General features: G+C 71.5%; 25 protein-coding genes. 18 read left to right on the plus strand and 7 right to left on the minus strand.

Annotated elements, in window-relative coordinates; genetic code table 11:
• Nucleotides 1-118: 118 nt before the first annotated feature.
• On the minus strand, nt 119-1189 hold the full coding sequence (locus ACFQMF_RS02565) for an aldo/keto reductase (protein WP_256407545.1): 1071 nt from the start codon (nt 1187-1189) through the stop codon (nt 119-121).
• A 142-nt stretch (nt 1190-1331) separates the two neighbouring features.
• Between ACFQMF_RS02565 and ACFQMF_RS02570 the strand changes: the two genes are divergently transcribed.
• Both ACFQMF_RS02570 and ACFQMF_RS02575 read left to right on the plus strand, forming a co-directional pair.
• Entirely contained in the window at nt 1332-1508 is a 177-nt protein-coding gene (locus tag ACFQMF_RS02570; RefSeq protein ID WP_256407546.1) for a hypothetical protein, read from the plus strand.
• 65 nt (nt 1509-1573) lie between these two features.
• Nucleotides 1574-2476 (plus strand): acyltransferase, encoded by a 903-nt coding sequence (locus ACFQMF_RS02575; protein ID WP_256407547.1) that lies wholly within the window; start codon nt 1574-1576, stop codon nt 2474-2476.
• Between the two features lie 33 nt (nt 2477-2509).
• Here the strand turns inward: ACFQMF_RS02575 and ACFQMF_RS02580 are convergent, their stop codons facing one another.
• Complete coding sequence (locus ACFQMF_RS02580) at nt 2510-3166, minus strand: helix-turn-helix domain-containing protein (RefSeq protein WP_256407548.1); 657 nt, start codon at nt 3164-3166, stop codon at nt 2510-2512.
• A gap of 221 nt (nt 3167-3387) precedes the next feature.
• Between ACFQMF_RS02580 and ACFQMF_RS02585 the strand changes: the two genes are divergently transcribed.
• From ACFQMF_RS02585 to ACFQMF_RS02620, 8 genes are all read left to right on the plus strand, one after another.
• Entirely contained in the window at nt 3388-3567 is a 180-nt protein-coding gene (locus tag ACFQMF_RS02585) for a hypothetical protein (RefSeq protein ID WP_256407549.1), read from the plus strand.
• Nucleotides 3568-3661: 94 nt separating this feature from the next.
• Nucleotides 3662-4255, plus strand: a complete 594-nt coding sequence (locus ACFQMF_RS02590) for a DJ-1/PfpI family protein (RefSeq protein WP_256407550.1) — start codon at nt 3662-3664, stop codon at nt 4253-4255.
• A 22-nt stretch (nt 4256-4277) separates the two neighbouring features.
• Nucleotides 4278-5129: an Nmad3 family putative nucleotide modification protein gene (locus ACFQMF_RS02595; protein ID WP_256407551.1), complete on the plus strand. Its 852-nt coding sequence runs from the start codon at nt 4278-4280 to the stop codon at nt 5127-5129.
• A 246-nt stretch (nt 5130-5375) separates the two neighbouring features.
• Nucleotides 5376-6329 carry an ABC transporter substrate-binding protein gene (locus ACFQMF_RS02600; protein WP_256407552.1) on the plus strand — a complete coding sequence of 318 codons (954 nt, stop codon included), beginning with the start codon at nt 5376-5378 and terminating at the stop codon, nt 6327-6329.
• Nucleotides 6330-6332: 3 nt separating this feature from the next.
• On the plus strand, nt 6333-7184 hold the full coding sequence (locus ACFQMF_RS02605; RefSeq protein ID WP_256407553.1) for an ABC transporter ATP-binding protein: 852 nt from the start codon (nt 6333-6335) through the stop codon (nt 7182-7184).
• A complete protein-coding gene (locus ACFQMF_RS02610; protein ID WP_256407554.1) occupies nt 7181-8491 on the plus strand; it encodes an ABC transporter substrate-binding protein in 1311 nt (436 codons plus the stop codon). The genes ACFQMF_RS02605 and ACFQMF_RS02610 overlap by 4 nt, the downstream gene beginning before the upstream one ends.
• The gene (locus ACFQMF_RS02615) at nt 8457-9236 is read left to right on the plus strand and encodes an ABC transporter permease (protein ID WP_256407555.1); all 780 of its coding nucleotides are present in this window, start codon (nt 8457-8459) and stop codon (nt 9234-9236) included. Before ACFQMF_RS02610 ends, ACFQMF_RS02615 begins: the two co-directional genes overlap by 35 nt.
• A 76-nt stretch (nt 9237-9312) precedes the next feature.
• Nucleotides 9313-9723 carry a DoxX family membrane protein gene (locus ACFQMF_RS02620; protein ID WP_256407556.1) on the plus strand — a complete coding sequence of 137 codons (411 nt, stop codon included), beginning with the start codon at nt 9313-9315 and terminating at the stop codon, nt 9721-9723.
• Nucleotides 9724-10152: 429 nt separating this feature from the next.
• On the opposite strand, the gene ACFQMF_RS02625 is transcribed toward ACFQMF_RS02620, so the two are convergent.
• From ACFQMF_RS02625 to ACFQMF_RS02635, 3 genes are all read right to left on the minus strand, one after another.
• A complete protein-coding gene (locus tag ACFQMF_RS02625; RefSeq protein ID WP_256407557.1) occupies nt 10153-11229 on the minus strand; it encodes a CNNM domain-containing protein in 1077 nt (358 codons plus the stop codon).
• 106 nt (nt 11230-11335) lie between these two features.
• Nucleotides 11336-12658, minus strand: a complete 1323-nt coding sequence (hisS, locus tag ACFQMF_RS02630) for a histidine--tRNA ligase (protein ID WP_256407558.1) — start codon at nt 12656-12658, stop codon at nt 11336-11338.
• 62 nt (nt 12659-12720) lie between these two features.
• A complete protein-coding gene (locus ACFQMF_RS02635; RefSeq protein ID WP_256407559.1) occupies nt 12721-13707 on the minus strand; it encodes an NOG1 family protein in 987 nt (328 codons plus the stop codon).
• 180 nt (nt 13708-13887) lie between these two features.
• Between ACFQMF_RS02635 and arcD the strand changes: the two genes are divergently transcribed.
• The 3 genes from arcD to ACFQMF_RS02650 all read left to right on the plus strand — a co-directional run bounded on the left by arcD (nt 13888) and on the right by ACFQMF_RS02650 (nt 16404).
• Nucleotides 13888-15360 carry an arginine/ornithine antiporter ArcD gene (gene arcD / locus ACFQMF_RS02640; RefSeq protein ID WP_256407560.1) on the plus strand — a complete coding sequence of 491 codons (1473 nt, stop codon included), beginning with the start codon at nt 13888-13890 and terminating at the stop codon, nt 15358-15360.
• 91 nt (nt 15361-15451) lie between these two features.
• Entirely contained in the window at nt 15452-15958 is a 507-nt protein-coding gene (locus tag ACFQMF_RS02645) for a DUF2240 family protein (RefSeq protein ID WP_256407561.1), read from the plus strand.
• Nucleotides 15958-16404, plus strand: a complete 447-nt coding sequence (locus tag ACFQMF_RS02650; protein WP_256407562.1) for a hypothetical protein — start codon at nt 15958-15960, stop codon at nt 16402-16404. Before ACFQMF_RS02645 ends, ACFQMF_RS02650 begins: the two co-directional genes overlap by 1 nt.
• A 31-nt stretch (nt 16405-16435) precedes the next feature.
• Here ACFQMF_RS02650 and ACFQMF_RS02655 read toward each other — a convergent pair whose 3' ends face one another.
• Entirely contained in the window at nt 16436-18250 is a 1815-nt protein-coding gene (locus tag ACFQMF_RS02655; protein WP_379791525.1) for a methyl-accepting chemotaxis protein, read from the minus strand.
• A 299-nt stretch (nt 18251-18549) separates the two neighbouring features.
• Here ACFQMF_RS02655 and ACFQMF_RS02660 point away from each other — a divergent pair, with 299 nt between their 5' ends.
• Nucleotides 18550-19842 carry a DNA double-strand break repair nuclease NurA gene (locus ACFQMF_RS02660; protein ID WP_256407564.1) on the plus strand — a complete coding sequence of 431 codons (1293 nt, stop codon included), beginning with the start codon at nt 18550-18552 and terminating at the stop codon, nt 19840-19842.
• A gap of 6 nt (nt 19843-19848) precedes the next feature.
• On the opposite strand, the gene ACFQMF_RS02665 is transcribed toward ACFQMF_RS02660, so the two are convergent.
• A complete protein-coding gene (locus ACFQMF_RS02665; RefSeq protein WP_256407565.1) occupies nt 19849-20967 on the minus strand; it encodes a pyridoxal-phosphate-dependent aminotransferase family protein in 1119 nt (372 codons plus the stop codon).
• Between the two features lie 106 nt (nt 20968-21073).
• On the opposite strand from ACFQMF_RS02665, the gene ACFQMF_RS02670 reads away from it, so the two are divergent.
• From ACFQMF_RS02670 to ACFQMF_RS02685, 4 genes are all read left to right on the plus strand, one after another.
• Nucleotides 21074-21691, plus strand: a complete 618-nt coding sequence (locus ACFQMF_RS02670; protein ID WP_256407566.1) for a metal-dependent hydrolase — start codon at nt 21074-21076, stop codon at nt 21689-21691.
• Nucleotides 21692-21833: 142 nt separating this feature from the next.
• Nucleotides 21834-22175: a thioredoxin gene (trxA, locus tag ACFQMF_RS02675; RefSeq protein WP_256407567.1), complete on the plus strand. Its 342-nt coding sequence runs from the start codon at nt 21834-21836 to the stop codon at nt 22173-22175.
• Between the two features lie 78 nt (nt 22176-22253).
• Nucleotides 22254-23366 (plus strand): aminotransferase class V-fold PLP-dependent enzyme, encoded by a 1113-nt coding sequence (locus ACFQMF_RS02680; protein ID WP_256407812.1) that lies wholly within the window; start codon nt 22254-22256, stop codon nt 23364-23366.
• Between the two features lie 126 nt (nt 23367-23492).
• Nucleotides 23493-24050, plus strand: coding sequence for a class I SAM-dependent methyltransferase (locus ACFQMF_RS02685; RefSeq protein WP_256407568.1), 558 nt, complete (start codon nt 23493-23495; stop codon nt 24048-24050).
• Nucleotides 24051-24160 lie beyond the last annotated feature (110 nt).

Here is a 24160-nt window from a genome sequence, read left to right on the forward strand (position 1 = left end):
TTCGGGCGTCGTCCGGACCGTGGTGAAAGTGATCGTGAGCGACCGTATCGCCCCGCTGTCGTGCAGTCTCGACGCGAAAGAAGCGGGTTCGATTCCGAGTCGCCGCCGGCGACCGGTCTCAGTACGACGCGGCGCGCTTGTCGAGCCCGGCGGCCTCGATGTCCTCGCCGTCGACGGAAGTGCGGAGGACGTCCATCCCGTCGTCGCGGTCGACGTCGAAGTTCCGGGCGTACAGCTCGTCGACGCGGTCGTACTCGGCGTCGGAGAGCGGCGGCACGCCCGCCGCGCTCCACTCGGCGATGTCGTCGCCGTCGCGGAACGTCGGCGTGACGGAGGCGACCTCGTCGTGCGCGAGCAGCCAGCGGATCGCGGCCTGCGCCATCGTGCGCGTCCCGTCGGCGTGATCGGGGTCTTCGAGGAAGCGGATCGCCTCGACCTTCTCCCAGCCGGTCTCGTACCACTCCTTCGGGCGGTGCGAGCGGTGGTCGCCGTCTTCGAGGACGGTGTCGGGCGTCACCTGCTCGTTGAGCAGGCCGGAGGAGTGCGGGACGCGGGCGATGACGGAGGTGTCCGACCCGCTCTCGCGGATGGTGTCGACGAAGTGGCGGCCGGGCTCCTGCTCGAACAGGTTGAACACGGTCTGGACCGCGTCGAACTCCTCGTACTCGACGGCGGCGTCGCCCTCGGCGAGCCAGCCGATCGAGGGGCCGAGCGCCCAGCCGAGCGCGCGGACGCGGCCGTCCGCCTTCCACTCGGCGAGGAGGTCGCGCACCTCGGGCGTCACCTCGTCGACGTTCGCGTTGTGGAGCTGGAGCACGTCGACGTGGTCGGTGTCGAGCCGGTCGAGGGAGGCCTCGAACGCCTCGGTGAGGTACTCGCGGTTCAGCTCCTTCGGGAGCTCGCCGTGGCCCGCCTGCGGGTTGTCGTAGAAGTCGTAGCCGATCTTCGTCGACAGCGTCACCTCGTCGCGGCGGCCGGCGATCGCCTCCCCGATTATCTTCTCGCTGTCGCCGTGGCCGTACACGTCCCCGGTGTCGACGTAGGTGACGCCCGCGTCGAGCGCGTCTTCGACCATCGCGACCGCCTGCTCGTCCGAGCGGTCGCCCCACCAGTCGGTGCCGACGACCCACGCGCCGAAGCCGATCTCCGAGACCTCGACGCCGGAGTTCCCGAGTTCGCGCTGTTGCATGTCTTTCGATTGGCGGTCGGGACACTTATCGGACGCGGTCGCTCTCGGACCGGGGGAACCGACGCGGTCGCGGCTACGACGGCCACGGTACCGTCTCGTCCCCGCCGGAGGATATTATTCGGTCCTCACCGATCGGACGCGCATGGACGACTCCATCCGTCGTCGACTCGACGCGATCGTCGCGCTGCTCTCGGTCATCGCCACCGTCGCGGTCACCGCCCTGCTGCTCTCGTTCGGCGGGGGCGCTATCGGCCCGTTCATCGCGATCGCCTTCGTGGGCGCCCTCGTCAGCATCTTCGTCGACGCCGAGCTGTACTGACCCGAGCCCGCGCGCCGCCCTCGCACAACCGAATCCCTTTGAGGGACGGCGACGAAGGTGGGCCGATGACAAAGCGACACGTGTCCCTGCCCGACGGCGCGGAGGCCGGGGTCCGAGGGTTTATCGACGAGGTGGACGAGCGCCTCTCCTCGGACGAGGACACCTGCGACGTCGTTCGCGACGTCCTGATCGACCTCCACGGGGACCGCGAGCGGTGGGAGGCGTGGCGGGACGGGGAGTCGGTGTCGCGCGCCGAGCGCGTTCGCCTCCAGGGGTACGACCCGTGCAACGCCACGCTGGAGTCGGAGTACTACGCCGAGAAGGACGAGGACCGCTTCCAGCGCTCGAAACACCTCCAGTGGCTCTGGCGGCAGTTCGACGCCACGCCGATGGCCGACAACGTCGAGTTCGCCCTCCGGTTCCGCCAGATGCTCGGGAACCACCTGTTCGCCGAGTGCGGGGACGACTGTCGCTTCTTCAAGGGGATCTCCGTCACCTACGGCCACAACATCGAGGTCGGCGACAACGTCGTGATCCACGACGACGTCCACCTCGACGACCGCGGGAAGCTGACGATCGGCGACCGCGCGTCGGTCTCGGACGGCGTCCACCTCTACAGCCACGACCACGACCTCGTCGACCAGACCGAGGTCCGCAACTTCCACACGATCGTCGAGGACGACGCCCGCGTCACCTACGACGCGATGGTGCGCGCCGGCTGCCGGATCGGCGAGAACAGCGTCGTCGGCGCGCGCTCGGTCGTGCAGGGCGACGTCCCCGACCACCACGTCGTCGTCGGCTCCCCGGCCCGGAGCGTCCGCGTGAAGCCGGGCTGGGAGGAGGTCGCCGAGGAGCTGGAGGACGGCCGGCTCCCCGACAACCAGGACGAGCGCGAGATCGAGTACGAGCTCCCCGAGGACCTCGACCGGTTCGACGAGTTCGGCCGGGACCTCCGGCCGCCGAACTGAACCGCCGGCTCGCGGGGGCGGGCGCGACCGCGGTCAGTCGCGCTCCCCGTCGATCAACAGCGTGTTCGACACCAGGGTAGCGATGCCGCGCCGGAGGCGCTCGGTGACGGCCTGATCGGAGATGTCGAACTCGTCCGCGAGCTCCTTCGTGGACATCTCCCGCGGCAGCGAGTAGTAGCCGGACTCGACGGCGTGCGCGAGCGTCTCGCGCTGCGGGGGCGTCAGCCCGTACCAGGGGCCGGCGTCGGGCTTCGTGGGGTTGTAGATGCGCTCGATCGACACCCGAATCTCCTCGTCGAGGTAGCGGTCCTGAAACGCGGAGAGCGCCTCGTGAGACGGGAACCTGAGTTCGAGCGCCCACGCGTCGGCGGTCCCGGTCGCGCTCAGAAGCACCGCGTCCAGGTCGAGGATCGTCCGCAGCAGCGAGTCCCCCGACGGCTCCCAGTCCAGCGCGTACAGCGTCTCGTCTTCGTGGGTGTTGACGAGCGTGATCTCGTCGACCGACGAGTGCTCGCGGACGGACCGCTCGAACGTCTCCCGCTCGTCGTTTCGGATCCGGACGAACGGGGTGGGCCTCCCTCCCAGCGGCACCATCGTTTCGAGCGTGATCCGGGTGCCCCCTTCGACCCGGAGGATCCGGCCCAGTTCGAACGCCGCGGACGGGACGGTTATCTCGGCGATGACGCTCATTCGATACGCGTCCGTTTCGGTGCAACCGCGTTAAATGCTCGGTAGAGGGGCTCTCTCGGAGCGATGGCGACCCTGGTGTACCATGCGTTTCGATACCGTTATGCCGTGGGAAGGCGTACCGAGAAACGCAGAGACACGAGACTGCGGTCCCCCCTGTTCGTGCGGCGGTGGACGACGGTGTCGCGACGGCGTCGACATCGCAGTCGGGCGTGTGTCCCACTATGACAACCGACTTCACAGCCGACGACGAGATATCGAGCACAGACGAGTTCGAGGCCGCGCTCGGTCGACTGATCCTCGCCGCCATGGAGAACGGCGTCGATCCCCGCGGAACCTGGGAGTACCGGACCGACGGCGCCGACTCGGACGTGGAGGTCATGGTCGTCGAGCTGGCGGACTGAGCGCCGACCGCCCCGCCGCCGCGGTAGGCGCGTGTTACCACGCGCCAGTACCGTTATCTGACAGCAGCGCGTATGTCCGTCCGGTGTCCCACGCATGACAGGCCAGCAGATCCTGATGATCGTCGGCGACTTCGGCGAGGACTACGAGATCATGGTCCCGTTCCAGGCGCTCCAGGCCGTCGGCCACGAGGTCCACGCCGTCTGTCCGGAGAGGGAGGGCGGCGAGACCGTCAAGACCGCGATCCACGACTTCCGCGGCGACCAGACGTACCTGGAGGAGCGCGGCCACGACTTCGAGCTCACCCACGGCTTCGACGAGGTCGACCCGGCGGAGTACGACGCCTTGGTCGTCCCCGGCGGGCGCGCGCCTGAGTACCTTCGCGGATACGACGAGGTGCTCGACGCGGTGCGGCACTTCTTCGAGGCCGACAAGCCCGTCGCCTCGCTCTGTCACGGCCCGCAGGTCCTCGCGGCCGCGGGCGTGCTCGACGGCTACGAGATCACCGCGTACCCCGCCGTCAGGCCCGAGGTCGAGGCCGCCGGCTGCTCGTGGGTCGACGGCGTGACCACCGACGGGAACCTCGTCACCGGCCAGGCGTGGCCCGACCACCCCGAGTGGATCGCGCAGTTCCTCGACCTGCTCGGCACCGAGGTCGACCACGACGCGCCCGCCGCCGCGGCGGAGTGACGCGTCCGGAGCCCTTTTTCCGATGGCCGACCCCCGCGCCGTCGCCGTCAACGTCGCCGCCAACACGAACGCGCCCGGCTTCCGCGGCCCCGTCTACCCCGACGGTTCGTTCGCGTACGTGCCCATCCCCGAGTCGGCGGCGACGCTCCCGCGCGATCGGTTCCCGGTCGACGAGCCGCTCCCGACGTACGGCGACCTCGACCTCCCCTTCGCGGTGCCCGCCGACCTGCGCGCGACCCCGGTCCACCTCGACCCGGAGCTCCCGGGCGTCCACGGCCGCGAGCGCGCGACCTACGGCGACCCTCACGGCGTGAAGGCGGGGCGGATCGCCGGCCTCGAACCCGGCGACTGGCTCCTCTTCTACGCGACGCTGTCGCTGCGCCCGTACGACTGGGCGGGGCCGAGAGAGCGGTCGACGGAGGTGGACGCGCTCGACCGCGACGACGGCCTCGCGCCCGACTGGGGCGCGTACCTCTTCGCGGGGATCCGCGTCGAACGGGTGCTCGCGGTCGGCGACGGCGACCGCTCCGGGACCGGCGACGGATCGGACGACGGCGCGTCCGGCGGCGGATCGGCCGGCGACGAGGGCGACCCCCGCGCCGTCGACCGCGACGCGGCGGCCGCGCTCGCGCCGACGAACGCCCACCTGAAGCGCGACCCGTTCGACGCGCGGGTCGTCGTCGCCGGCGACCCGGCGGCGTCCGGACCCTTCGACCGCGTCGTCCCCCTCAGCACGCCGGACGCGGGCGCGGAGGCGAACCGCCTCGTCACCGCGCTCTCCAGCGACTCGGGGAAGGGGCCGTGGTGGCGGCGGCCGATGGCGTTCGGCCCCGACGCGACGGCGACCCTGCTGGACCGCATCCAGCGGGGCTGAGACGCTCGTTCCCCCGCTGCGACGGAGAAAGGCACAAATATTGCTCGTTATAGCGGTGCGAAGAGTTCACACGACACATCGAAAATCGACCGGTAACGAGGCGTTCACGCCGATCTGCGGCCGTTGTTCCGTCGGGACGACGACCGAATACGTTCGGCCGCCGCAATATTTGCGCGAAGGCGGTTGCACCGCTCATCCTTGTCGGTTTCCGGGGCTATACCTTACAATAAAACTAAGGAGCATTCGATGTCAGATCTCAATGTCTCCCACGAATACTTCACGTGGAGACTCGTGCAGGACGTCGCGGAGGAGAAGGGGTACTTCGAGGACGAGGGCGTCGACGCCGACCTCTCGTACTTCGCGCCCGGGACCCAGGAGTTCGAGGGCGAGAACGCCTTCGACGCCGACTGGTGGGACGACATGGACGAGGACGGCGGCACCCACGGCGTCTGCGAGTGGAACGCGGTCCAGGAGGTCTCCGAGACCGACCGCGACATCGTCGGCTCCTACAGCGAGTGGGACCGCGTCGTCTTCGTCGACGCCGACGACGACGCCGAGACGATCGACGACCTGCGCGGCCGCAGCGTCGGGATCAACAAGTACGCGACCTCGTTCTACTCGATGCGGGAGATGCTGGAGAACGAGGGGTTCGACGAGGACGAGATCGTCTTGGAGCACGTCGGCGAGGCCGAGGACCGCTTCGAGGCCGTGAAGGACGGCGAGGTCGACTCCATCGCGGTGCTGGAGCCGTTCGTCACGCTCGGCCGCTACGACGAGGAGCTGAAGGAGGTCTTCGACGGGCCGTGCCGCGCCGCCATCACGACGCGCGAGCAGCCCGAGCCGGAGAAGCTGGAGGGGTTCCTCGCGGCGCTGAACCGCGCGGTCGCCGACATCAACGACGACCTCGACGGCTACACCGACCGCTACGTCGCGCTGCTGGAGGACGAGGCGGCCGACAAGGCGGCCTTCGACGACGTGAACTTCGACCGGCTGCGCGAGGAGTTCGAGCTCCGCGAGTTCCTCCCCGTGCGCGCCCCCGACGAGGACCGGATCGGCGCGACCACGGACTGGATGCGCGACAAGGGGTTCGTCCCGGACGACGCCGACATCGGGACCGCGGAGGAGGTCGAGAACGAGGGCGTGCTCCCGGACGACGAGGCCGAGTCCGAGGAGGACGAGCCCGAGGCGACGGCGGACTGACCGATGTCGCTCGAGTCCCGCGTGGCGACCGACGACGGCGGCGACGAGCCGGACGCCCGGTCCGACGCCGCGTCAGCGGTCGGCGCCGACGCCGGCAACGCGGACCGCCGCGCCGACGACGCGGCGCCGATCGCCGCCAGCGACCTCACGAAGCGGTACGACGAGACCCTCGTCTTCGACGGGCTCGACCTGTCCGTCGACCCCGGCGAGGTCTGCTGTCTCCTCGGGCCGTCCGGCTGCGGGAAGACGACCCTGCTCCACCTGCTCGCGGGACTCGAAGACCCGACCGACGGCCGCGTCGAGATCGACGGCGAGGCGGTGACAGGGCCCGACTACCGGTGGGGCGTCGTCTTCCAGGACCCCCTCCTCTACCCGTGGCTCTCGGTGCGCGAGAACGTCGAGGTCGGCCCGCGGCTCCGGGGCGAGGAGCCCGACCCCGACCACGTCGACGAGCTGCTCGAACTGGTCGGGCTCGACGGCGTCGCGGAGGCCGACACCGCGGACCTCTCGGGCGGGATGGCGCAGCGCGCGTCGCTCGCCCGGACGCTCGCGAACGAGCCCGAGGTGCTGCTCCTCGACGAGCCGTTCTCGGCGCTCGACCAGCTGACGAAGATGGAGCTGCAGGACGAGCTGTTGCGGATCGTCGACGAGCTCGGCGTCACCGCCGTGTTCGTCACGCACGACATCGACGAGGCGGTGTACCTCGGCGACCGCGTCGCGGTCATGGGACCGGTCCCCGCGGGCATCGAACACGTCGAGCCGATCGACACCGACACGCGTTCGCGAGACGACGAGGCGTTCCTCTCCGAACGGGCGGCGGTCTTCGAACGCCTGGAGGCGGTGGGACTCGAATGACGCACCACGATCACACGGACCACGACGACGTCGACCCCGACGTCGCCGAGAGCGCGCGCGAGCTCGTCGGCGGCGCCGGCTGGCGGAACCCCTCCGAGACCGCCCGCACGGACGGGCTCTCTCGGCGCGAATTCATGAAGGAGTCCGGCCTGGCGTCGCTCGCCGCGGCCGGCGTCGGCTCCGCGGCCGGCTGTCTCGGCGGTGGCGGCGGCGGGGACGGCCCGCCGACCGCGGAGATCGGCTACCTCCCGATCACGGACTCGGCGCCCCTGCTGACGGGGTACGCCAACGACCACTTCGCCGACCACGGCGTCGACGCCGCGGAGCCGACCCTGTTCCGCGGCTGGTCGGACCTCGCGGAGGCGTTCCTCTCCGGCGCGGTCAACGTCGCCCACTTCCTGATGCCGATGACGGTGTGGATGCGCTACGGCGACGAGCTGGACGCGAACGTGCGGGTCGTCGCGTGGGACCACACGGACGGCTCGGCGCTGACGGTCCAGCAGGAGATCGACGAGTGGGCGGACCTCGGCGGCGGCACCGTCGCCGTCCCGTTCTGGTACTCGATCCACAACGTCATCCTCCAGCTCGGCCTCCGCGAGGCCGGGCTCACGCCCCGGACGGACTCCTCGGCCGACGAGGTGGCCGACGACGAGGTCAACCTCGTCGTGACGCCCCCGCCGGACATGCCCGCGGCGCTGGAGAACGGCTCCATCGAGGGGTACATCGTCGCCGAGCCGTTCAACGCGATCGGCGAGCTCGACGCCGGCGGGAAGATCCTGCGATTCACCGGCGACGTCTGGCGCCAGCACGCCTGCTGCGTCGTCGTGATGCGCGAGGAGCTGGTGGAGTCGCAGCCGGAGTGGACGACCGACGTGATGAGCGGGCTCGTCGACGCCCAGCAGTACCTCCGCGGGAACCGGTCCGAGGCGGCGCGGCTGCTCTCCTCGGAGGGGAGCGGCCTGCTCCCGCAGGGACCGGAGCCGATCGACCGCGCGCTCACCCACTACGACGAGCACGAGCCGTACCTGGAGTCGGGCGCGATCCAGAACCAGGAGTGGGACGTCGACCGGATCGGCTTCTACCCGTACCCGTACCCCTCCTACACGGAGGAGCTGGTGCGCCGCATGCGCGAGACCCGCGTGGAGGGCGAAGACGCCTTCCTCGACGACTTGGAGCCCGCCGAGGTCGCCGACGACCTCGTCGCCTACGACCCCGTTCGCACAGCCCTGGAAGCGGCCGGCGGCCCGCCGGCGTTCGACGTTCCCGAGGACGATGGCTACGAGAGACAGGAGACGATACGGTTCTGAGCTGGTCGGGGACGCCGGCCGCCTGCTGCCGGCGGTCGGGCTCCTCGGCGGCCTCGCCGTCTGGTGGGCGGTGACGGCGTTCGGGAGCGGCATCATCACCAACTTCGCACCGGCGGCGACGTTCGCCGTCCTCGCCGAGCTCGCGGTCTCGCCCGCGTTCTACGACCACGTGTTCGTCAGCGTCTACCGGTTCGCGGTCGCGCTCGGGCTCTGCCTGACGGTCGGGCTCCCGGTCGGGATCGTCGTCGGGTACTTCAAGGCCGCCGAGCGCGCGACGACCGTCCTCTTCCAGTTCATGCGGATGATCTCGCCGCTGGCGTGGTTCCCCATCGCCATCATCGTCTTCGGCGTGGGCACCCGGTCGGCGGTGTTCGTGATGTTCATGGCCGGCCTCTGGCCGATCGTGTTGAACACGGCCCACGGGATCGCGACCATCGACGACGACTGGCTCACGGTCGGCGAGTCGCTCGGCGGCGACACGCGCGCGCTGCTCCGCCGGGTCGTCGTCCCCGCGGTGATCCCGGACATGCTCACGGGGATCCGCCTGTCGATCGGCATCCTCTGGATCATCCTCGTCCCCGCGGAGATGCTCGGCGTCAACACCGGGCTGGGCTACCTCATCCTCGACGCCCGCGACCGGTTCTCCTACGCGGAGATCCCCGCCATCATGCTGGTGATCGGCTTCATCGGCTTCTGGCTCGACCTCTCCGTCCGCCGGCTCCACACCCGGTGGAACTGGGGGTAATCGGTCGGTTTTTTCGACGCGATCGCGCGCCGATTCCGCACGGCGATTTATGTGGCGCGCCACCGTACCGATAGGCATGACAGCCGATGACACCGACGACGAGACGACGACGAGCGACCGCGGCGCCCCCTCGCGCCTCGGGCGCGTCCTGCTCGGCGTCGGCCTCGCGGCGCAGGCCTCCGAGGACTTCCGCGAGATGGACGAGACGATCGAGTACGCGGAGTCGGCGGGCGTCCCCGCCCCCGACCTCGCGGCCCCGTTCGCCTCCGGGATGATGCTGGTCTCCGGGATCGGGATCGCGCTGTGGCGGGCGCCTCGAATCACGACCGGCGCGGCCGTGACGTTCCTCACCGTCGTGACCGCGACGATGCACGACTTTTGGAACGCCGACGAGGACGATAAGAGCGGCGAGCGGCTCGCCTTCTTCGGGAACCTCGCGATGCTGGGCGGGGCGCTGGTGTTTCTGCGCGAGGCGTATAAGAGGTGAACGCCGGCGTGGAGTAGGGATCCGAGCGTTCGGCCGCTTGTTTAGGAATAGTCTCTGCCGGAACGGCTCAGAACACCGCCAAAGCCCCAGCCGCTCGGCCGTACGCCTCGTCAGTGAACACCGCCAAAGCCTCAGCCGCTTGGCCGTACGCCTCGTCAGTGAACACCGCCAAAGCCCCAGCCGCGAGGGCTCGGTGCGCTCGCTGCGCGCTTCGGTCGCTCACTCCGTTCGCTCCCTCAGTGCTTGCGTCGCGCGCCGTCGCCCTCGCGGCTGCCCCTTTGAGTCCCATCCCGACCGCACAGCGACCGCACCTCACGCCTCCCCAGCCTCGTTAGTCGCCTCCGCTTCGCTCCGGCGACTAACTCCCTCGCACGCGCTCCTTCGCGGCCGCCGGGGGCGGCCGCTCGGAGGCGCGCGCCGCCGCATCTGTTACAGTTCGTCGGCGTCCAGCGGGTCTTCCAGCTGTCCCATCACCGCCTCCATGGCGTCGGTCGCGGTGAGCAGCCCGACGATCTCGCCGTCCTCGACGACCATGGCGAGCTCCTGTGACTCGGCCTGGAACCGGTCGTAGGCGTCGCTGACGCTCGCGTCCGCCGCGACCGTCATCGGCGGCGCCGCGATGTCCGCGAAGGTCACGTCGCCCGCGCGGAGCTCGTCGAACCGGCTCACGATCGAGGGGGCGTACACGATCCCCTCGAAGTCGGTCGGGTCGTCGCCGACGAGCGGGAAGCGGGTGTGGGGCGTGTCGCGGATCCGGTCGAGGTTCTCCTCGACGGACGCGTCGGTCGTCAGCGAGACGACGTCGCCGGGAGGCGTCATCACGTCCGCGACCGTGACCCTGTCGACGTCGAGCGCGCTGAGGACCTCCTCCCGGCGCTCCTCGGGGAGCTCTACGTCCTCCATCATCGAGCCGAGCCGGTTCCGGAGCTCCGCGCGCGTCTCCAACACCTCGCTTTCGGCCTCGGTCCACGAGCCGGTCATCTCGACGCCGAACAGCCCCAGGGTGGCCTTCGCGACCCAGTCGCCGACCTTGATCAGCGGCGAGATGAGCCACGCGAACCAGTACAGCGGCCGGGACCCGTAGTTGGCGACCTGCTTCGAGCGCTCGACGCCGAGGTACGTCGGCGTCTGCTCGCCGTGCGTGAGGTGGACCATGTTGATGAGGAAGAAGCCGAGCAGCGAGCCGGCGCCGGCGGACGCGAGCGCCGTGTTCTCGAACAGCGGGGCGAACAGCGCCGCGAGCCCCGGCTCGGCGACGATACCGAGCGCGATTGAGGTCCCGGAGATCCACACCTGACAGGTCGTCAGGTAGAACTCCAGGTCGTCGGTCATCCCCCAGGCGCGGCGCAGTCCGGGGGTGTCCATCTCCGATTCGGGGTACTGACGCAGGCGCGTCAGGCCGAACTCGATCGCCACGAAGTACGCGTTGATCAGGATGAGGAGGACGCCCGCCGCCACGCGGAGGACGACCTCCGTCGGCGGCATGGCGGTCGCGAGCGGGATCATCGTTCCCACCGTCCCGCCGCGCGACTCAAAAGCGTTCAGGGATCGCGTCGCCGCCCCGGGGGGTCCGAGCGCGTCGCCGCCCCGCGTTCGACCGCGCGCCGCTTCGCTACGCGTAGTCCTCGTACGTCGGCAGCCCCTCGTCCGGCGGGAACTCCTCGACCGGGACGGTCGTCTCGTCGCCGCTCGCCATGTCCTTCACCGTGTACTCGCCGTTTTCGAGGTCGCGCTCGCCGACGACCACGACCGTCTCGGCGTTGATCGAGTCGGCGTAGCCGAGCTGCGCGCCGAACGAGCGGTCGGACACGTCCTGCTCGACGACCACGTCGTCGCCGAGCGCGCGGAGGTCGCTCGCGAGCGCGGCCGCCTCGCGCCGCGTGTCGCCGACCGAGAGCACGTAGTAGTCGGTCGAGAGCGCCTCGTCGGGCCAGACGCCGGCGCGCTGACAGAGGAGCTTGAGGGTGGCGTGGCCGGGCGCGACCCCGACCGCGGGGGTCGGCTGGCCGCCGAAGCTCTCGATGAGGTCGTCGTAGCGCCCGCCGCCGAAGACGGAGCGGGACACCTCGCCGGTGGAGTCGAAGCACTCGAAGACGACGCCGGTGTAGTAGTCGAGCCCGCGGGCGGTGGTCAGCGACACCTCGCAGAACTCGCCCGCGCCGAAGTCGTCGGCCGCGGCGAGCACGTTCCGCAGGTTCTCGACCGCGGCCTCGACGTCCTCGCCGCCGGCCGCGGCGACCGCGTCGAGGTCCTCCGGGGCGTCGACGCCAGCGATGAGGTCGTCGAAGTCGCGGGCGGTCGCGCGGTCGAGCCCGGCGTCCGAGAGGAGCCCGAGGTACTCGCCGTCGTCGACCTTGGCGCGCTTGTCGACCGCGCGGATCGCCGCGGCGGTGTCGACCGCGTCGGGGTCGGCGGCGAGCGCCCGGACGAGGCCGCCGAGGATGTCGCGGTGCGAGACGCGGAACTCGAAGTCGTCGCCGGTGAGCCCGAGGTCGGTCAGGGCGTCGGCGGCGACCGCCAGCACCTCGGCGTCGGCCTCGGGCGCCGACGAGCCGAACACGTCGACGTTCGTCTGGTAGAACTCGCGGAACCGGCCCTGCTGGACCTGCTCGTAGCGCCAGAACGGTCGGGTGGACACCCACTTGATCGGCTTCGAGAGCTCCTGGCCCTTCGCGACGACCATCCGGGCGACGGTCGGCGTGAGCTCCGGCGTGAGCGAGACGCCGCGGCCGCCCCTGTCCTCGAAGGCGTACAGCTCCTCGACGATCTCCTCGCCGGACTTGTCGACGTACATCTCCGTCCGCTCCAAGGCGGGGGTGGCGATCTCGCGGAAGCCGTGCCGGCTCGCCGCGTCCTCGATCGCGTCGGTCACCTCGCGGCGGGCGGACTGCTCGCCGGGGTAGAAGTCGCGGAATCCCTTCAGACCGTCGTACATGGGCGTCGGTTCGGCGAGCGCCCGCTTGAAACCATCCTTTCCGGGGCGCGACGGCCGGTCGGTTACTCGCGGCCGTCGCGGGTCGGGAGGTCGGGCTCGAACGCGGCCGCCTCGACGGCCATGTCGAGGACGGCCTCGACGTTCTCGTCCTCGGTGACGCTCATCGTCGCGTCGACGGACTCGGCCTGCACCGCCTCGAACCGGTCGTGTTTGTTCGCCACGGTGAGGAACGGGACCGCGTCGCCGAACAGCTCGCGGACCTCCTCGCGCAGCTCCAGCTGGACGTCGAGGGGATAGCCGCAGTCGCCGGAGGGGTCGAGCACGAAGACGACGACGTCCGCGAGGTGTTCGAGGGCGCTGACCGCCTGTCGCTCGATGTCGTTGCGCTCGTCTTCGGGGCGGTCGAGGAGGCCGGGCGTGTCGACGATCTGGTACCGGACGTGGTCCCGCTCGAAGTGGCCGATCTGGACGCCGCGGGTCGTGAACGGGTACTCCGCGATCTCGTTGGAGGCGCGGGTGACCCGGTTGACGAACGACGACTTCCCGACGTTGGGGTAGCCGGCGATGACGATGGCGGGCTCGTCGGGCCGGATGTCTGGGAGCACCTTCAGCTGGTCGCGCGAGTCGCCGATGTACCGCAGGTCGTCCTCGATCTGGTCCATCACGTCGGCCATGCGCGCGAACGCCTGCTTCCGGTGTTTGCGCGCGGCGTCGACGTCGGAGCTCCGGATCTTCGTCGTGTACTCGTCGCGGAGGTCCTCGATCTGGCGGCTGGCCCACATCACCTGCGAGAGCGCCTGCCGGAGGCGGTCGACGTCGACGATGGCGTCGGCGAGCTCGTAGTAGAACGGGTCGACGTCGAAGCCGAAGTCCGGCCACGAGACGACGACGTTCTCCAGGTTGTCCGAGAGCACGTTGCCCGCGGTCCGCAGCATCGACTCCTGCGCCTCGTGGCCGCGCTTCGCGCGTCCCGCGCGGGCCGCCCGCGAGAACGCCTTGTCGACGAGCTCCTCCGAGCGGGGGGTCGTCGGGAGGCCCTCGAATATCATGTTGGCGGCCCTAGCCCACCGACGCGTATAAGACCGTCCGTTCGCGGACCGGCGCGACACGGCGCCGCACGTCGGACGCGGCGGGGAATCGGGGATCGCTCGGCGACGCCGATGAACGATCGTTATCTTTGTCGTGCATATTCCGATCTATATTTATGCTTCAAGGGAATACACGCGCTCATGGCACGCTCGTTCACGCCAACGACGTACGAGGACCTCGACCCGGACCGCCGCCCGAGCCCGGCGGCGGCGCTGGTCCCGGTCCTCGCGGTCGTGGCGTTCCTCGGTATCGGCTCGGCCGTCCTCGACCTCGACCCGCACGCGCCGCTCCTCTGGAGCATCGCCTTCGTCGGCGCCTTCGGCCTCCGGCTCGGCTACGACTGGGACGACCTGTTCGACGGCATCGCCAACGGCCTCGTGATGGGGCTCCAGGCGCTGCTGATCATCTTCACCATCTACGGGCTCATCGCCACGTGGGTGAGCGCCGGCACGATCCCGGGGCTCATGTACTTCGGGCTGGAGACGCTCACGCCCGCGACGTTCCTCCCGGCCGCCGCGGTCGTCGCCGCGGTCGTCGCGTTCGCGATCGGCTCCTCGTGGACCACCGTCGGGACGCTCGGCGTCGCCTTCGTCGGCATCGGCGCGGGGCTCGGCGTCCCGGACCCGATGACGGTCGGCGCGGTCCTCTCGGGCGCGTACGCCGGCGACAAGCAGTCGCCGCTCTCGGACACGACGAACCTCGCCGCCGGGGTGGCGAACACCGACCTCTACGCGCACATCCGGCGGATGCGGACCGGCACGCTCCTCGCGTTCGGGCTCGCGGTGCTCGGCTTCCTCGCGCTCGGGCTCCGCGCCAGCGGCGCCATCCCCGCGGGCCGAATCGCCGAGATCCAGGGCGCGCTCGCCGGGACCTACGCGATCACGCTGCTCGCGTTCGTCCCGCTCGCCGTCACCTTCGGGCTGGCGCTGCGCGGGTACGCGCCCCTCCCGACGCTCGTCGCCGGCGTCTTCGCCGGCGTGCTCACGACGGTCCTCGTGCAGGGGTCCGGCTTCGTCGCCGCGTGGGACACGTTCATGTACGGGACCGCGCCCGAGTCCGGCTCCGAGCTGGTGAACGAGCTGCTCGCGACCGGCGGGCTCACCGGCTCCGCGTGGACGATCACGGTCGTCGTCGCGGCGCTCTCGCTCGGCGGCATCTTGGAGCGGACCGGCGTGCTGGCCGTGATCGCCCACGCGTTCACCTCCTCCGTGAAGAGCCCGGGCGCGCTCGTCGCCGGGACCGGGGTCTCGGCGATCGCCATCAACGCGCTCACCGCCCAGCAGTACATGAGCATCGTGCTGCCGAGCGTCACGCTCCGGAACACGTACGAGGAGTTCGGGATGGACACCGACCAGCTCTCCCGGGCCGTCGAGGCCGCCGGGACGCCGACCGGCGCGCTGTTCCCGTGGCACGCGGGCGCCGTCTACATGGCCGGGGTCACCGGCGTGCCGACGCTGGAGTACGCGCCGTACTACCTGTTCGCGTTCCTCTCGCCGCTCGTGCTGTTCGCCATGGCCGCGACGGGCTACGACCTGCACGCGACGCCGACCGACGCGGGGGTCGACCCCGCCGACGGCGACGCCGCGGCGACGGCGCCCGCGACCGACGACTGAGCGCGGTCGTCCTCGTTCTCCCCTCCGTTCCCCGTTCCGCGCCTCGCGCGGTCCGGTAGGTTTACCGCCGTCGACGCCCCGCCGATCGCACATGAGCCTGGAGGTCGCCGTCGCCGTCCCGTTCAAACACCGCGCGAAGGAGCGGCTGGGCGAGGGCGAGTTCGTCGTCGCGCTGTCGCTCGACCGCGACTGGTTCTCGCCCGACCAGGCGAAGCGGCTGGTCGACGTCGCCGTCGGCCGCGGGCTGGTGGCCGAGGAGGACGGCGACCTCGTCGCGCGGTTCGACCCCGACGACGTGGTCGTCCCCGAGGGGTTCACCCCCGACGAGTCGATCCTGCGCGAGCAGTCTACCTTCGAGACCGCCCTCGACGCCATCGTCGCGGCCGGCGTCGAGAAGCAGCGCGCCGTCGCCGCGATCAACGAGCGGCAGCGCGCGCTCGCCGTCACCATCGAGGCGGCCGCGGTCCTCGTCGCGACGGAGCACGGCGCCGCGGTCGACCACCTCGCGGCCGACGTGCGCGAGGGGCTCGCGGCCGCGGGCGGTGAGGCGGAGGACGCCGACGTCGGCGACGCGGCGAACGCCGCGGGTGACGCCTGATGGTCGAGGACCGACTGACCGACGGCGTCCGGATCGGACAGCTCCTCGCCTCCGAGATATCCGGGAACGAGGGGCGGCTGCGCGACCTCGCGCTCGCCGACGCCGACCCCGACGCCGAGCCGACGCTCGACGGCGCGCTCGCGTACCGGATCGTTCGCGGTGGCGAGGGGACGGACGCGGGCGTCGACGCGCCCGACGCTCCCCTCGTCGCCGAGGTCTACGTCCAGCCCGACCGCGCCCGGATCGAGTTCGTCGGTGACGACGGTGGGGACACCGAGGCCGATCTCCCGAAAGCCGCCGCCGACGCGGCCGACGAGGCGGGGCTCCGCGTCAGGCCGAAGGCGGTCCGACCGCCGCGGACGCTGGTCTTCGTCGAGGACGGCGCGGAGGTGAAGCGCGCGCTCCCGGCGTTCGAAGCCGTCGTCGACGCGGTTCGGAAGGGATAAGCAACGACCGCGAACCGCCGCGGCCGACGCCTCAGTCCGACCGCCCGCCGTCGCCCATCGCGACGTTGCGCGCGCCCGGCGCCGACGGGTCGTCCGGCGACTCCTCGCCGACCTCGAACTTGCGGAGCAGCGCCCGGAGCCGCTCGGCTTGGTCGGCGAGCGAGCCGGCCTCGTCGGTCGCCTGGGACATCGCGGCGAGCTGCTCGTCGGCCGCCTCGCTGACCTCGTCCGCCTCGTCAGCGGTCGACTTGCTGATCCCCGCCACCTCCTCGACCATCGACACTGTCTCCTCCGTGCTGGCGGCCTGGTCGTCGGTCGCCTTGCTGATCTCGCGGATCCCGTCGTCGGTCTCGCTCGCGTTGTCGGCCACCTCGGCGAACGCGTCGGCGGCGTCCCTGACGGCCTCGGCGCCCTCCTCCATATGTTCCTCGGCGGTCCGGACCTCCTCGACGGTCGCCTGCGTCTGCGCCTGCGTGCCGGCGATGAGCTCCTCGATCTCCTGGGCCGCCTCCTGGGTCTCCTCGGCGAGCTGTTTCACCTCGTCGGCGACGACCGCGAACCCGTCGCTCCCGCCGCCGCCCCCGCCGGCCCGGGCGGCCTCGATGTTGGCGTTCAGCGCGAGCAGGTTCGTCTGCTCGGCGATGTCGCCGATGAGGTCGACGATCTCGCCGATGTCCTCCATCCGCTCGTCGAGGACCCTGACCTTCTCCGCCGTCTCGCCGATCGAGTCGCGGGACTCCCGCACGCTGTCTATCGCTTCGCCCGCGGTGTCCTGGCCCTCGTCGGCGATCGACGCCGTCTCCTGGGCCGCGTCCGCGACGGTCTCCGTCGAGGAGGCGACCTCCTCGATCGTCGCCGAGAGGTTGTTCATCTCGCCGGAGACCTGTTCGAGCATCTCGCGCTGCTCGTCGGCGCCCTCGGCGATCTCCGCCACCGATCGGCTCACGTCCTCGCTGCGCGCCTCCGCGGTGTCGACGCCCTCGACCGTCTTCTCGCTGGCCGCGGACACCTCGCCCGCGAACGACTGGACGTCCCGCATCGTCGCCTCGATGTCGTCCATCATCTCGTTGAACGCGGCGCCGATCTGCGCCATCGCCTCGCTCTCGCTGTCGGCGTCGAGCCGGACCGTGAGGTCGCCGTCGGCCGCGCGGTCCATCGTCGCGCTGTAGTCGTCGGCCTTCGTCTCCAGGTGCTGGTTCAGCCACTCGACCTCCTCGCGGCGCTTCTCGACCTCGGCCTTCGCCTCCTCGACGTCCTGGATCTCCGCCTTCTGCTCGGCGACGAGGTCGAGCTGGCGCTGCGCCTCCTCGCGCGACTTCTCGATCGAGTACCAGTTGACGATCAGCGCGCCGACGAGCCCGAGGACGAAGAAGGCGTGGATGCCGCCCCAGACGATCGGGTTCTCGATCGCCGCCGCGTGGTTGTAGACGAGGCTCGCGTCGATCAGGCTGAACGCCCCGTGGCCGACCGCGACGTACCCGACGCCCACGGCGAACGGGAGCCAGTCCTCGTACAGCGCGAGCACCGCGACGAAGACGAAGAAGCTGAAGTGCGCCTCGATGTAGCCGCCGGACAGCTTCACCAGCGCCATCGAGACGGTCATGAGGCTGAACGCCGTGAGCACCGTCCGCTGGCGGCGGCCGAGCCGCGACACGGTCGCCAGGGCGGCGGTGCCGAGGATGACGGCGACGAAGCCGCCGAGCATCCACATCGGGGCCGCGGGGATCTGCGCGCCGGTGAACGGCTCGGTCCCGCTGTACAGCCCTAACGCGACCAGGAACGGCACCTGCGCCACGATCGAGAGGAGGATGTTCCGGTGACGGCCGCTCCACATCTCCTCCGGCATCGACGTGCCGTCCGGGATGTGCCGGACGACCTCGCGCAGCTTCTCCCCGATCCCCTCCGGTCGGCCGGCCGTCGTCTCCGACGTGAGCCCTGACTCTGCCATGGCTCCACGTGCACGGATTCCGGCAAAGAAGGTTCTCCCCCGAATATCTCGTCTGATACTGATAGAGCCGCTCTCCGGGCGAGAGGCGGCCGAACCGCGGTCGGCGGATCCGACCGCGGCGCCTCCGGAGCCCGCCCCGCCGACTCGGGCTCCCCTCGGGCGAACGGGTTTAAGACCGACCGGGCCGCAGTACGGCCGTGACGCTCGATCCGATCCACGTCGAGAACATCGCGCGGCTCGCGTACGGGATCGCGGGCGACGTGGACACGACCGACCACGACGACCTCGCGGAGCGGGCGTGGCGCGACTGGCTCCCCGAGCTCCGCCGCGACGGCCGCGTCGTGATCGAGCCCGTCGGCGACCACGAGCGCCGGCTGGCCCCGATCGACGACGCCGCCCTCGCCGAGCGCCCGTTCGAGACGGTCCACGGGCTCGACTCCGGCACGATCAACCCGACCACGTTCAAGAACGGGCTCGTCGTCGACGTGGCCCACGCCGCGATGGCGAGCGAGCCGACGGACCTGGACCTCCACCGCGACCGCACGATCGTCGCGACCGTCCACGCCGGCGACTCCACCGCCGACTTCGACGGCGACTGGACCGAGCGCGACGAGGGCCACACCCGCCAGCGCGTGCTCCACGCGCCGCGGGTGAACCGGTACGCCGAGGGGGTCGTCCACGCGCTCGCGCTCTACCTCGCCGAGGGGACCCACGCGCTCGACCACGCCGACGAGGTCGACGACCTGCTCGTCCTCGACGGCCCGATCTACCCGAAGGAGCTGTTCACGTGGGACGACCGCAACCCCGAGCTCGGCGCGCTCGCCCGCGAGGCGAAGCCCCGCGCCGTGGTGGAGAAGTACGTCCGGCTCGTCGAGCGGTTCGTCGAGCGCGACGTGCCGCTCACCGGCTTCGTGAAGAACCCCTCCGGCGGCGCGATCGTCCGGGCGCTGGCGCGGGCGGGCGTCGAGCCGCCGTGGCCCGACGACACCGCGCTGTTCACGCGGCTCCTTGAGCGCCGGGCGGACCCCGACCGACCGGCCGACGAGGGGTTCGGTCGGGGCGACGCCGGCCGTCGGGGCGACCGCCTCGACGACGCGATCACGTTCACCACGTGGTTCCACAGCCGCGGGGGCGCCGACGCGACGATGGCGGCCGACGGCGACGCGCTCGGGATCGAGCGCGAGCTCGACCCCGAGCTCTACGAGCCCACGTTCACCGTCGTGTACGACCCGCGGACCGACGTGACCTACAAGCTGGAGGCGCCGTACGCGTTCACCCGCGACCCCGACACCCGCGACCGGCTCACCAGGCAGGTCCTCGCCGAGGTGGCGACGACCCGCGGGCCCCCGGAGGCCGTCGCGAAGGCCGACGAGCTGGCCCGGATCGACGCGACGGAGAAGGCCGCGCTCCGCCGGAAGTTCGAGGAGCGCTTCGACAGCGACCAGCAGGCGACGTACGACGACCTGCGGTGGGACAAGGCGCGGTTTTAGCCCGACCTACGACACGTCCGCCAGCGCGTCCATCGCCTCGTCCACTCGCTCGACCCGCGCGTTGTGGCCCATGTGACCGATCCGCAGGACGTCGTCCGACAGCTCCCCGAGCCCCGTCGCGACGAGCACGTCGCGCTCCTCGCGCAGGCGCGCCTGCAGCTCGGCGGCCCGCCCGGGCGTGCGGAACGCGGTCACGGTCGGCGAGCTGCGCTCCGGCGCCGGGTACGGCTCCAGCCCGAGCTCCGCCCCGCGCTCGCGACACCGCGCCGCGGCCTTCCGGTGTCGCTCCCGGACCGCGTCGAGCCCCTCTTCTAACCACAGCCCGAGCGCCGCGTCGAGCGCGACGACCTCGGTCGTCAGGTGGGTGTACGGGAACCCCTCCGACGTGTCCCGCCACGGGAGGAAGTTCGTGTACAGCGAGTGCGGGTCGCGCGCCTCCATCGCGGCCCACGCGCGGTCGCTGATCGCGGCCGTGGTGAGCCCCGGCGGCGCGCTGAGACACTTCTGAGACGCCCCGAGACAGACGTCGATCCGCTCGGTCGGCACCTCCACCCCGCCGAGCGAGGAGACCGCGTCGACGACGGTGAGGACCTCATCGTCGGCCTCCGCGAGCAGGTCGAGCGCGGGACCGAGGTCGTTGAGCGTCCCGGTGGGCGTCTCGCAGTGGACCAGGGTCGCGACATCGAAGTCGGCGTCCGCGCGCGCGAGCGTCGACTCCAGCGCCGCGAGCGGGAGCGGCTCGTCGTAGTCGGCCGAGACGAGGGTCGCCTCGCCGCCGTACGACTCGACGAAGTCGGCGAACCCGTCGCCGTACAGCCCGTTCGAGAGGCAGAGGACCTCGGTCCCGGGCTCGACGAGCGAGGCGACCGCGGCCTCCAGGCCCAGGATCCCCTCGCCGCCGGGGACGACGACGTCGCGGGAGGGGGCGTCGCCCGCGCCGCTCCCGCCTGGCCCGCCGGCCTCACCGCTCCCGCCCGGCCCGACCCCGTACACCGTCGCCAGGCGGTCGGTGACCCGGTCGTATATCCGCCCGAACTCGGGGTCCACGTCGGGGTTGATCAGCTCGCGGCTCATCGCCTCGCGAACCGGTTCGGGGACCGCGGTCGGCCCCGGCGTCATGAGCATGCCCGATACTCGGGGCGGGAGGTAACAACCCTGTCGCCCGGGCGATCCGCAGACCGGAGCGCCTCCCGACACGTTAATACCGCGCTGTCGCGTTCGTCCCGCCACGATGATGCTGCCGACCCACGTGCTCGCCGGGATGCTCCTCGCCGCGCCGCTCGCGCGCGTCGCGCCGGAGCTGGCGACCGTGGGATTCGTCGCGGGCTTCCTCGGCGGGCTGTTCCCCGACCTTGACATGTACACCGGTCACCGGAAGGCGCTCCACTACCCCGTCTACTACTCGGCGGCCGCCGTCGCCGCCCTCGTCGTCGCCCTGGCGGCCCCCTCGGCGGTCACCGTGGCCGCGGCCCTGTTCCTGCTCGGGGCGGCGCTCCACAGCGTCTCGGACGTGTACGGCGGCGGGCTGGAGCTGCGGCCGTGGGAGGGGAACTCCGACCGCGCGGTGTACGACCACCACCGGAAGCGGTGGGTCGCGCCGCGCGCCGGCGTGAGGTACGACGGCGCCCCCGAGGACCTCGCGCTCGCCGTCGGGCTGTCGCTCCCGCTCCTCGTCTTAGTCGACGGCCCCCTCCGGCTGGTGGTGTTCGGAACGCTGCTCGTCGCGGCCGTCTACGCCGCCTTCCGCCGGCACCTCGCGGAGCTCGCCGCGCTCGTCATCCCCCTCGTGCCGGCGGCGCTGACGCCGTACCTGCCGGACCGGTACGCCGACGAGGAGCCCCGCGAGTAGCGGTCGTCGCCGACCCGTCGCCGGCCCGTCGCCGGCCCGTCGCCGACTCCGGCGAGCCCGACGGGCGCCAGTGACAGTCGTCCGCACGGTATTGTGTGATTCGCCCAAAGCTATTATCTGCGTCGGGAGCGTAGGGGCGACCATGAGTTCGACCGAACCCGTTCCCGCGGAACCGATCCAGCTGTCCGACCCCGACGACTTCGACGACATCGTCGCCGAGCACGACGTGGTGCTCGTCGACTTCCACGCCGACTGGTGCGGCCCGTGTCAGATGATGGAGCCCGCCGTGGAGGCGGTCGCCGCGAACACCGACGCCGCCGTCGTGAAGGTCGACGTCGACGTCCACCAGTCGCTCGCGGCCGAGTACGGGGTCCAGAGCATCCCGACGCTGCTGGTGTTCGCCGGCGGCGAGCTCGTCGACCGCACGGTCGGCGCGCAGAGCGAGGACGACCTGACGGCCGCGGTCGCGGAGCACGCCGCCTGAATGCCCGACCGCGACGGCGACGCGGCGACGCCGCCGGACGCGGCGACCGCCGGAGACGGCACGGCCGGCCGAGAGCCGATGACGGCCCGCAAGCTGCGCGCGGACGTGCCGGCGCTGGGCGAGGCGGCGTACTTCAACTTCGGCGCGCACGGCCCGAGCCCGGAGTACGTCGTCGAGGCCGCCTCCGAGTTCATCGCCGACCACGAGTACGGCTCGGCGACGACCGACCCGTACGGTCACGCGTTCGAGACGTACGAGTCCGTCCGCGACCGGATCGCCGCGTTCGTGGGCGCCGACGCCGACGAGGTCGCCCTCACGGAGAGCACGACCGACGGCATCACGCGGATCGCCGGCGCGATCGACTGGGAGCCGGGCGACGTCGTCGTCCGGACCGACCTGGAGCACCCGGCCGGAATCTTACCGTGGAAGCGGCTCGAACGCGAGGGCGTCGAGGTCCGCGTGCTCGAAACCGAGGGGGGCCGGATCGACCCCGACGAGTACGCCGAGGCGGTCGCCGACGCGCGGCTCGTCTGTTTCAGCGCGATCACGTGGACGCACGGGACGCGGCTCCCCGTCGCCGACCTCGTGGAGACCGCGAACGACGCGGGCGCGTTCACGCTCGTCGACGCCGTCCAGTCGCCCGGCCAGGTCCCGCTCGACGTGTCGGCGTGGGGCGCGGACGCCGTCGCCGCCGCGGGCCACAAGTGGACGCTCGGCCCCTGGGGCGCCGGCTTCCTCTACGTCGACCGCGACGCCGCCGCCGAGCTGGCCCCCCGCGCCGTCGGCTACCGCGGCGTCGAGGACCCCGACGCCGACGAGATCGAGTACAAGCCGGGCGCGCCGCGGCTGGAGGTCGGGACGGCGACCGCGGCCGCCCACGTCGGCCTCGCCGAGGCGCTCGACGCGATCGACGCGGTGGGCGTCGACGCGATCGAGTCCCGGATCGAGGCGCTCACCGACCGGTTCAAGGAAGGGATCCCGGAGGACCGGCTCCTGAGCCCACGCGAGTTCGAGAGCGGGCTCGTCACGGTCGACGTCGACGACCCCGAGGCGACCGTCGAGCGCCTCGCCGATCGGGACATCGTCGTCCGCTCGCTGCCGTATCCGGACGCGGTGCGCGCCTCGATCCACGCCGTCTCGACCGAGGCCGAGGTCGACCGGCTCGTCGACGCGCTCGCCGAGGAGTGGTGAGCGCGGGGGCGCCGTTCGGACCGCCCCGCGGTCGCCGCTCGGACCCCCCGCGGTCGGCCGGCTCCCCGCCCCGCCGCGACCCTCGCCGACCGGACGGGTTTTGCCGCTCCCCGCCCGAGACCGCACATGGGGTTCCACACGTTCGACGTCGACCGGGCGGCGGAGCTGGAGCGTCCCGACCGCTACCGCTGGGTGTCGGCCGAGGAGCTGATCGGCCCGCTCGCGGCCGCGGGCGCCGACGTCGTCGCCGACCTCGGCAGCGGCACGGGCTTTTATACCGACGACCTGGCTCCGCACGTCGAGACCGTGTACGGCGTCGACCTGCAGCCGGAGATGCACGACCGATACCGCGAGAAGGGCGTCCCGGGGAACGTCGAGCTCGTCGCGAGCGACGTGGCCGACCTCCCGTTCGCGGACGGCGAGCTCGACGGCGCCGTCTCGACGATGACGTACCACGAGTTCGCGAGCGACGCGGCGGTCGCGGAGCTCGCGCGCGTCGTCCGGTCCGGCGGCCCGCTCGTCACCTTCGACTGGACCGCCGACGGCGACGGGGCGGACGGGCCCCCGACGGACGAGCGGTTCGCCGCCGGCGACGCGGTCGCGGCGCTGGAGGCGGCCGGCTTCGAGGTCGACTCCGCGTCGACGCGCACGGAGACGTTCGCGGTCGTCGCCCGCGCGCCGTAGGGCGGGTCCGTCCCGCGAGCCGCGTCCCCTCCCCCGCCGCATCTCTCCCGTCTCCCCCTTCTCGCGAGATCGACCGTTTCGCGGTCGCTCTCGAACGTCCGTGAAGAAAT

It is taken from the genome of Halorubrum rutilum, assembly GCF_042665015.1.
GTDB classification, from domain to species: domain Archaea; phylum Halobacteriota; class Halobacteria; order Halobacteriales; family Haloferacaceae; genus Halorubrum; species Halorubrum rutilum.

Excerpts from the sequence above, each read along its gene's own strand:
- ACFQMF_RS02565 (WP_256407545.1), bottom strand. The coding sequence starts at position 1,189 with ATGCAACAGCGCGAACTCGGGAACTCCGGCGTCGAGGTCTCGGAGATC.
- ACFQMF_RS02570 (WP_256407546.1), top strand. The coding sequence starts at position 1,332 with ATGGACGACTCCATCCGTCGTCGACTCGACGCGATCGTCGCGCTGCTC.
- ACFQMF_RS02575 (WP_256407547.1), top strand. The coding sequence starts at position 1,574 with ATGACAAAGCGACACGTGTCCCTGCCCGACGGCGCGGAGGCCGGGGTC.
- ACFQMF_RS02580 (WP_256407548.1), bottom strand. The coding sequence starts at position 3,166 with ATGAGCGTCATCGCCGAGATAACCGTCCCGTCCGCGGCGTTCGAACTG.
- ACFQMF_RS02585 (WP_256407549.1), top strand. The coding sequence starts at position 3,388 with ATGACAACCGACTTCACAGCCGACGACGAGATATCGAGCACAGACGAG.
- ACFQMF_RS02590 (WP_256407550.1), top strand. The coding sequence starts at position 3,662 with ATGACAGGCCAGCAGATCCTGATGATCGTCGGCGACTTCGGCGAGGAC.
- ACFQMF_RS02595 (WP_256407551.1), top strand. The coding sequence starts at position 4,278 with ATGGCCGACCCCCGCGCCGTCGCCGTCAACGTCGCCGCCAACACGAAC.
- ACFQMF_RS02600 (WP_256407552.1), top strand. The coding sequence starts at position 5,376 with ATGTCAGATCTCAATGTCTCCCACGAATACTTCACGTGGAGACTCGTG.
- ACFQMF_RS02605 (WP_256407553.1), top strand. The coding sequence starts at position 6,333 with ATGTCGCTCGAGTCCCGCGTGGCGACCGACGACGGCGGCGACGAGCCG.
- ACFQMF_RS02610 (WP_256407554.1), top strand. The coding sequence starts at position 7,181 with ATGACGCACCACGATCACACGGACCACGACGACGTCGACCCCGACGTC.
- ACFQMF_RS02615 (WP_256407555.1), top strand. The coding sequence starts at position 8,457 with ATGGCTACGAGAGACAGGAGACGATACGGTTCTGAGCTGGTCGGGGAC.
- ACFQMF_RS02620 (WP_256407556.1), top strand. The coding sequence starts at position 9,313 with ATGACAGCCGATGACACCGACGACGAGACGACGACGAGCGACCGCGGC.
- ACFQMF_RS02625 (WP_256407557.1), bottom strand. The coding sequence starts at position 11,229 with ATGATCCCGCTCGCGACCGCCATGCCGCCGACGGAGGTCGTCCTCCGC.
- hisS (WP_256407558.1), bottom strand. The coding sequence starts at position 12,658 with ATGTACGACGGTCTGAAGGGATTCCGCGACTTCTACCCCGGCGAGCAG.
- ACFQMF_RS02635 (WP_256407559.1), bottom strand. The coding sequence starts at position 13,707 with ATGATATTCGAGGGCCTCCCGACGACCCCCCGCTCGGAGGAGCTCGTC.
- arcD (WP_256407560.1), top strand. The coding sequence starts at position 13,888 with ATGGCACGCTCGTTCACGCCAACGACGTACGAGGACCTCGACCCGGAC.
- ACFQMF_RS02645 (WP_256407561.1), top strand. The coding sequence starts at position 15,452 with ATGAGCCTGGAGGTCGCCGTCGCCGTCCCGTTCAAACACCGCGCGAAG.
- ACFQMF_RS02650 (WP_256407562.1), top strand. The coding sequence starts at position 15,958 with ATGGTCGAGGACCGACTGACCGACGGCGTCCGGATCGGACAGCTCCTC.
- ACFQMF_RS02655 (WP_379791525.1), bottom strand. The coding sequence starts at position 18,250 with ATGCCGGAGGAGATGTGGAGCGGCCGTCACCGGAACATCCTCCTCTCG.
- ACFQMF_RS02665 (WP_256407565.1), bottom strand. The coding sequence starts at position 20,967 with ATGCTCATGACGCCGGGGCCGACCGCGGTCCCCGAACCGGTTCGCGAG.
- ACFQMF_RS02670 (WP_256407566.1), top strand. The coding sequence starts at position 21,074 with ATGATGCTGCCGACCCACGTGCTCGCCGGGATGCTCCTCGCCGCGCCG.
- trxA (WP_256407567.1), top strand. The coding sequence starts at position 21,834 with ATGAGTTCGACCGAACCCGTTCCCGCGGAACCGATCCAGCTGTCCGAC.
- ACFQMF_RS02680 (WP_256407812.1), top strand. The coding sequence starts at position 22,254 with ATGACGGCCCGCAAGCTGCGCGCGGACGTGCCGGCGCTGGGCGAGGCG.
- ACFQMF_RS02685 (WP_256407568.1), top strand. The coding sequence starts at position 23,493 with ATGGGGTTCCACACGTTCGACGTCGACCGGGCGGCGGAGCTGGAGCGT.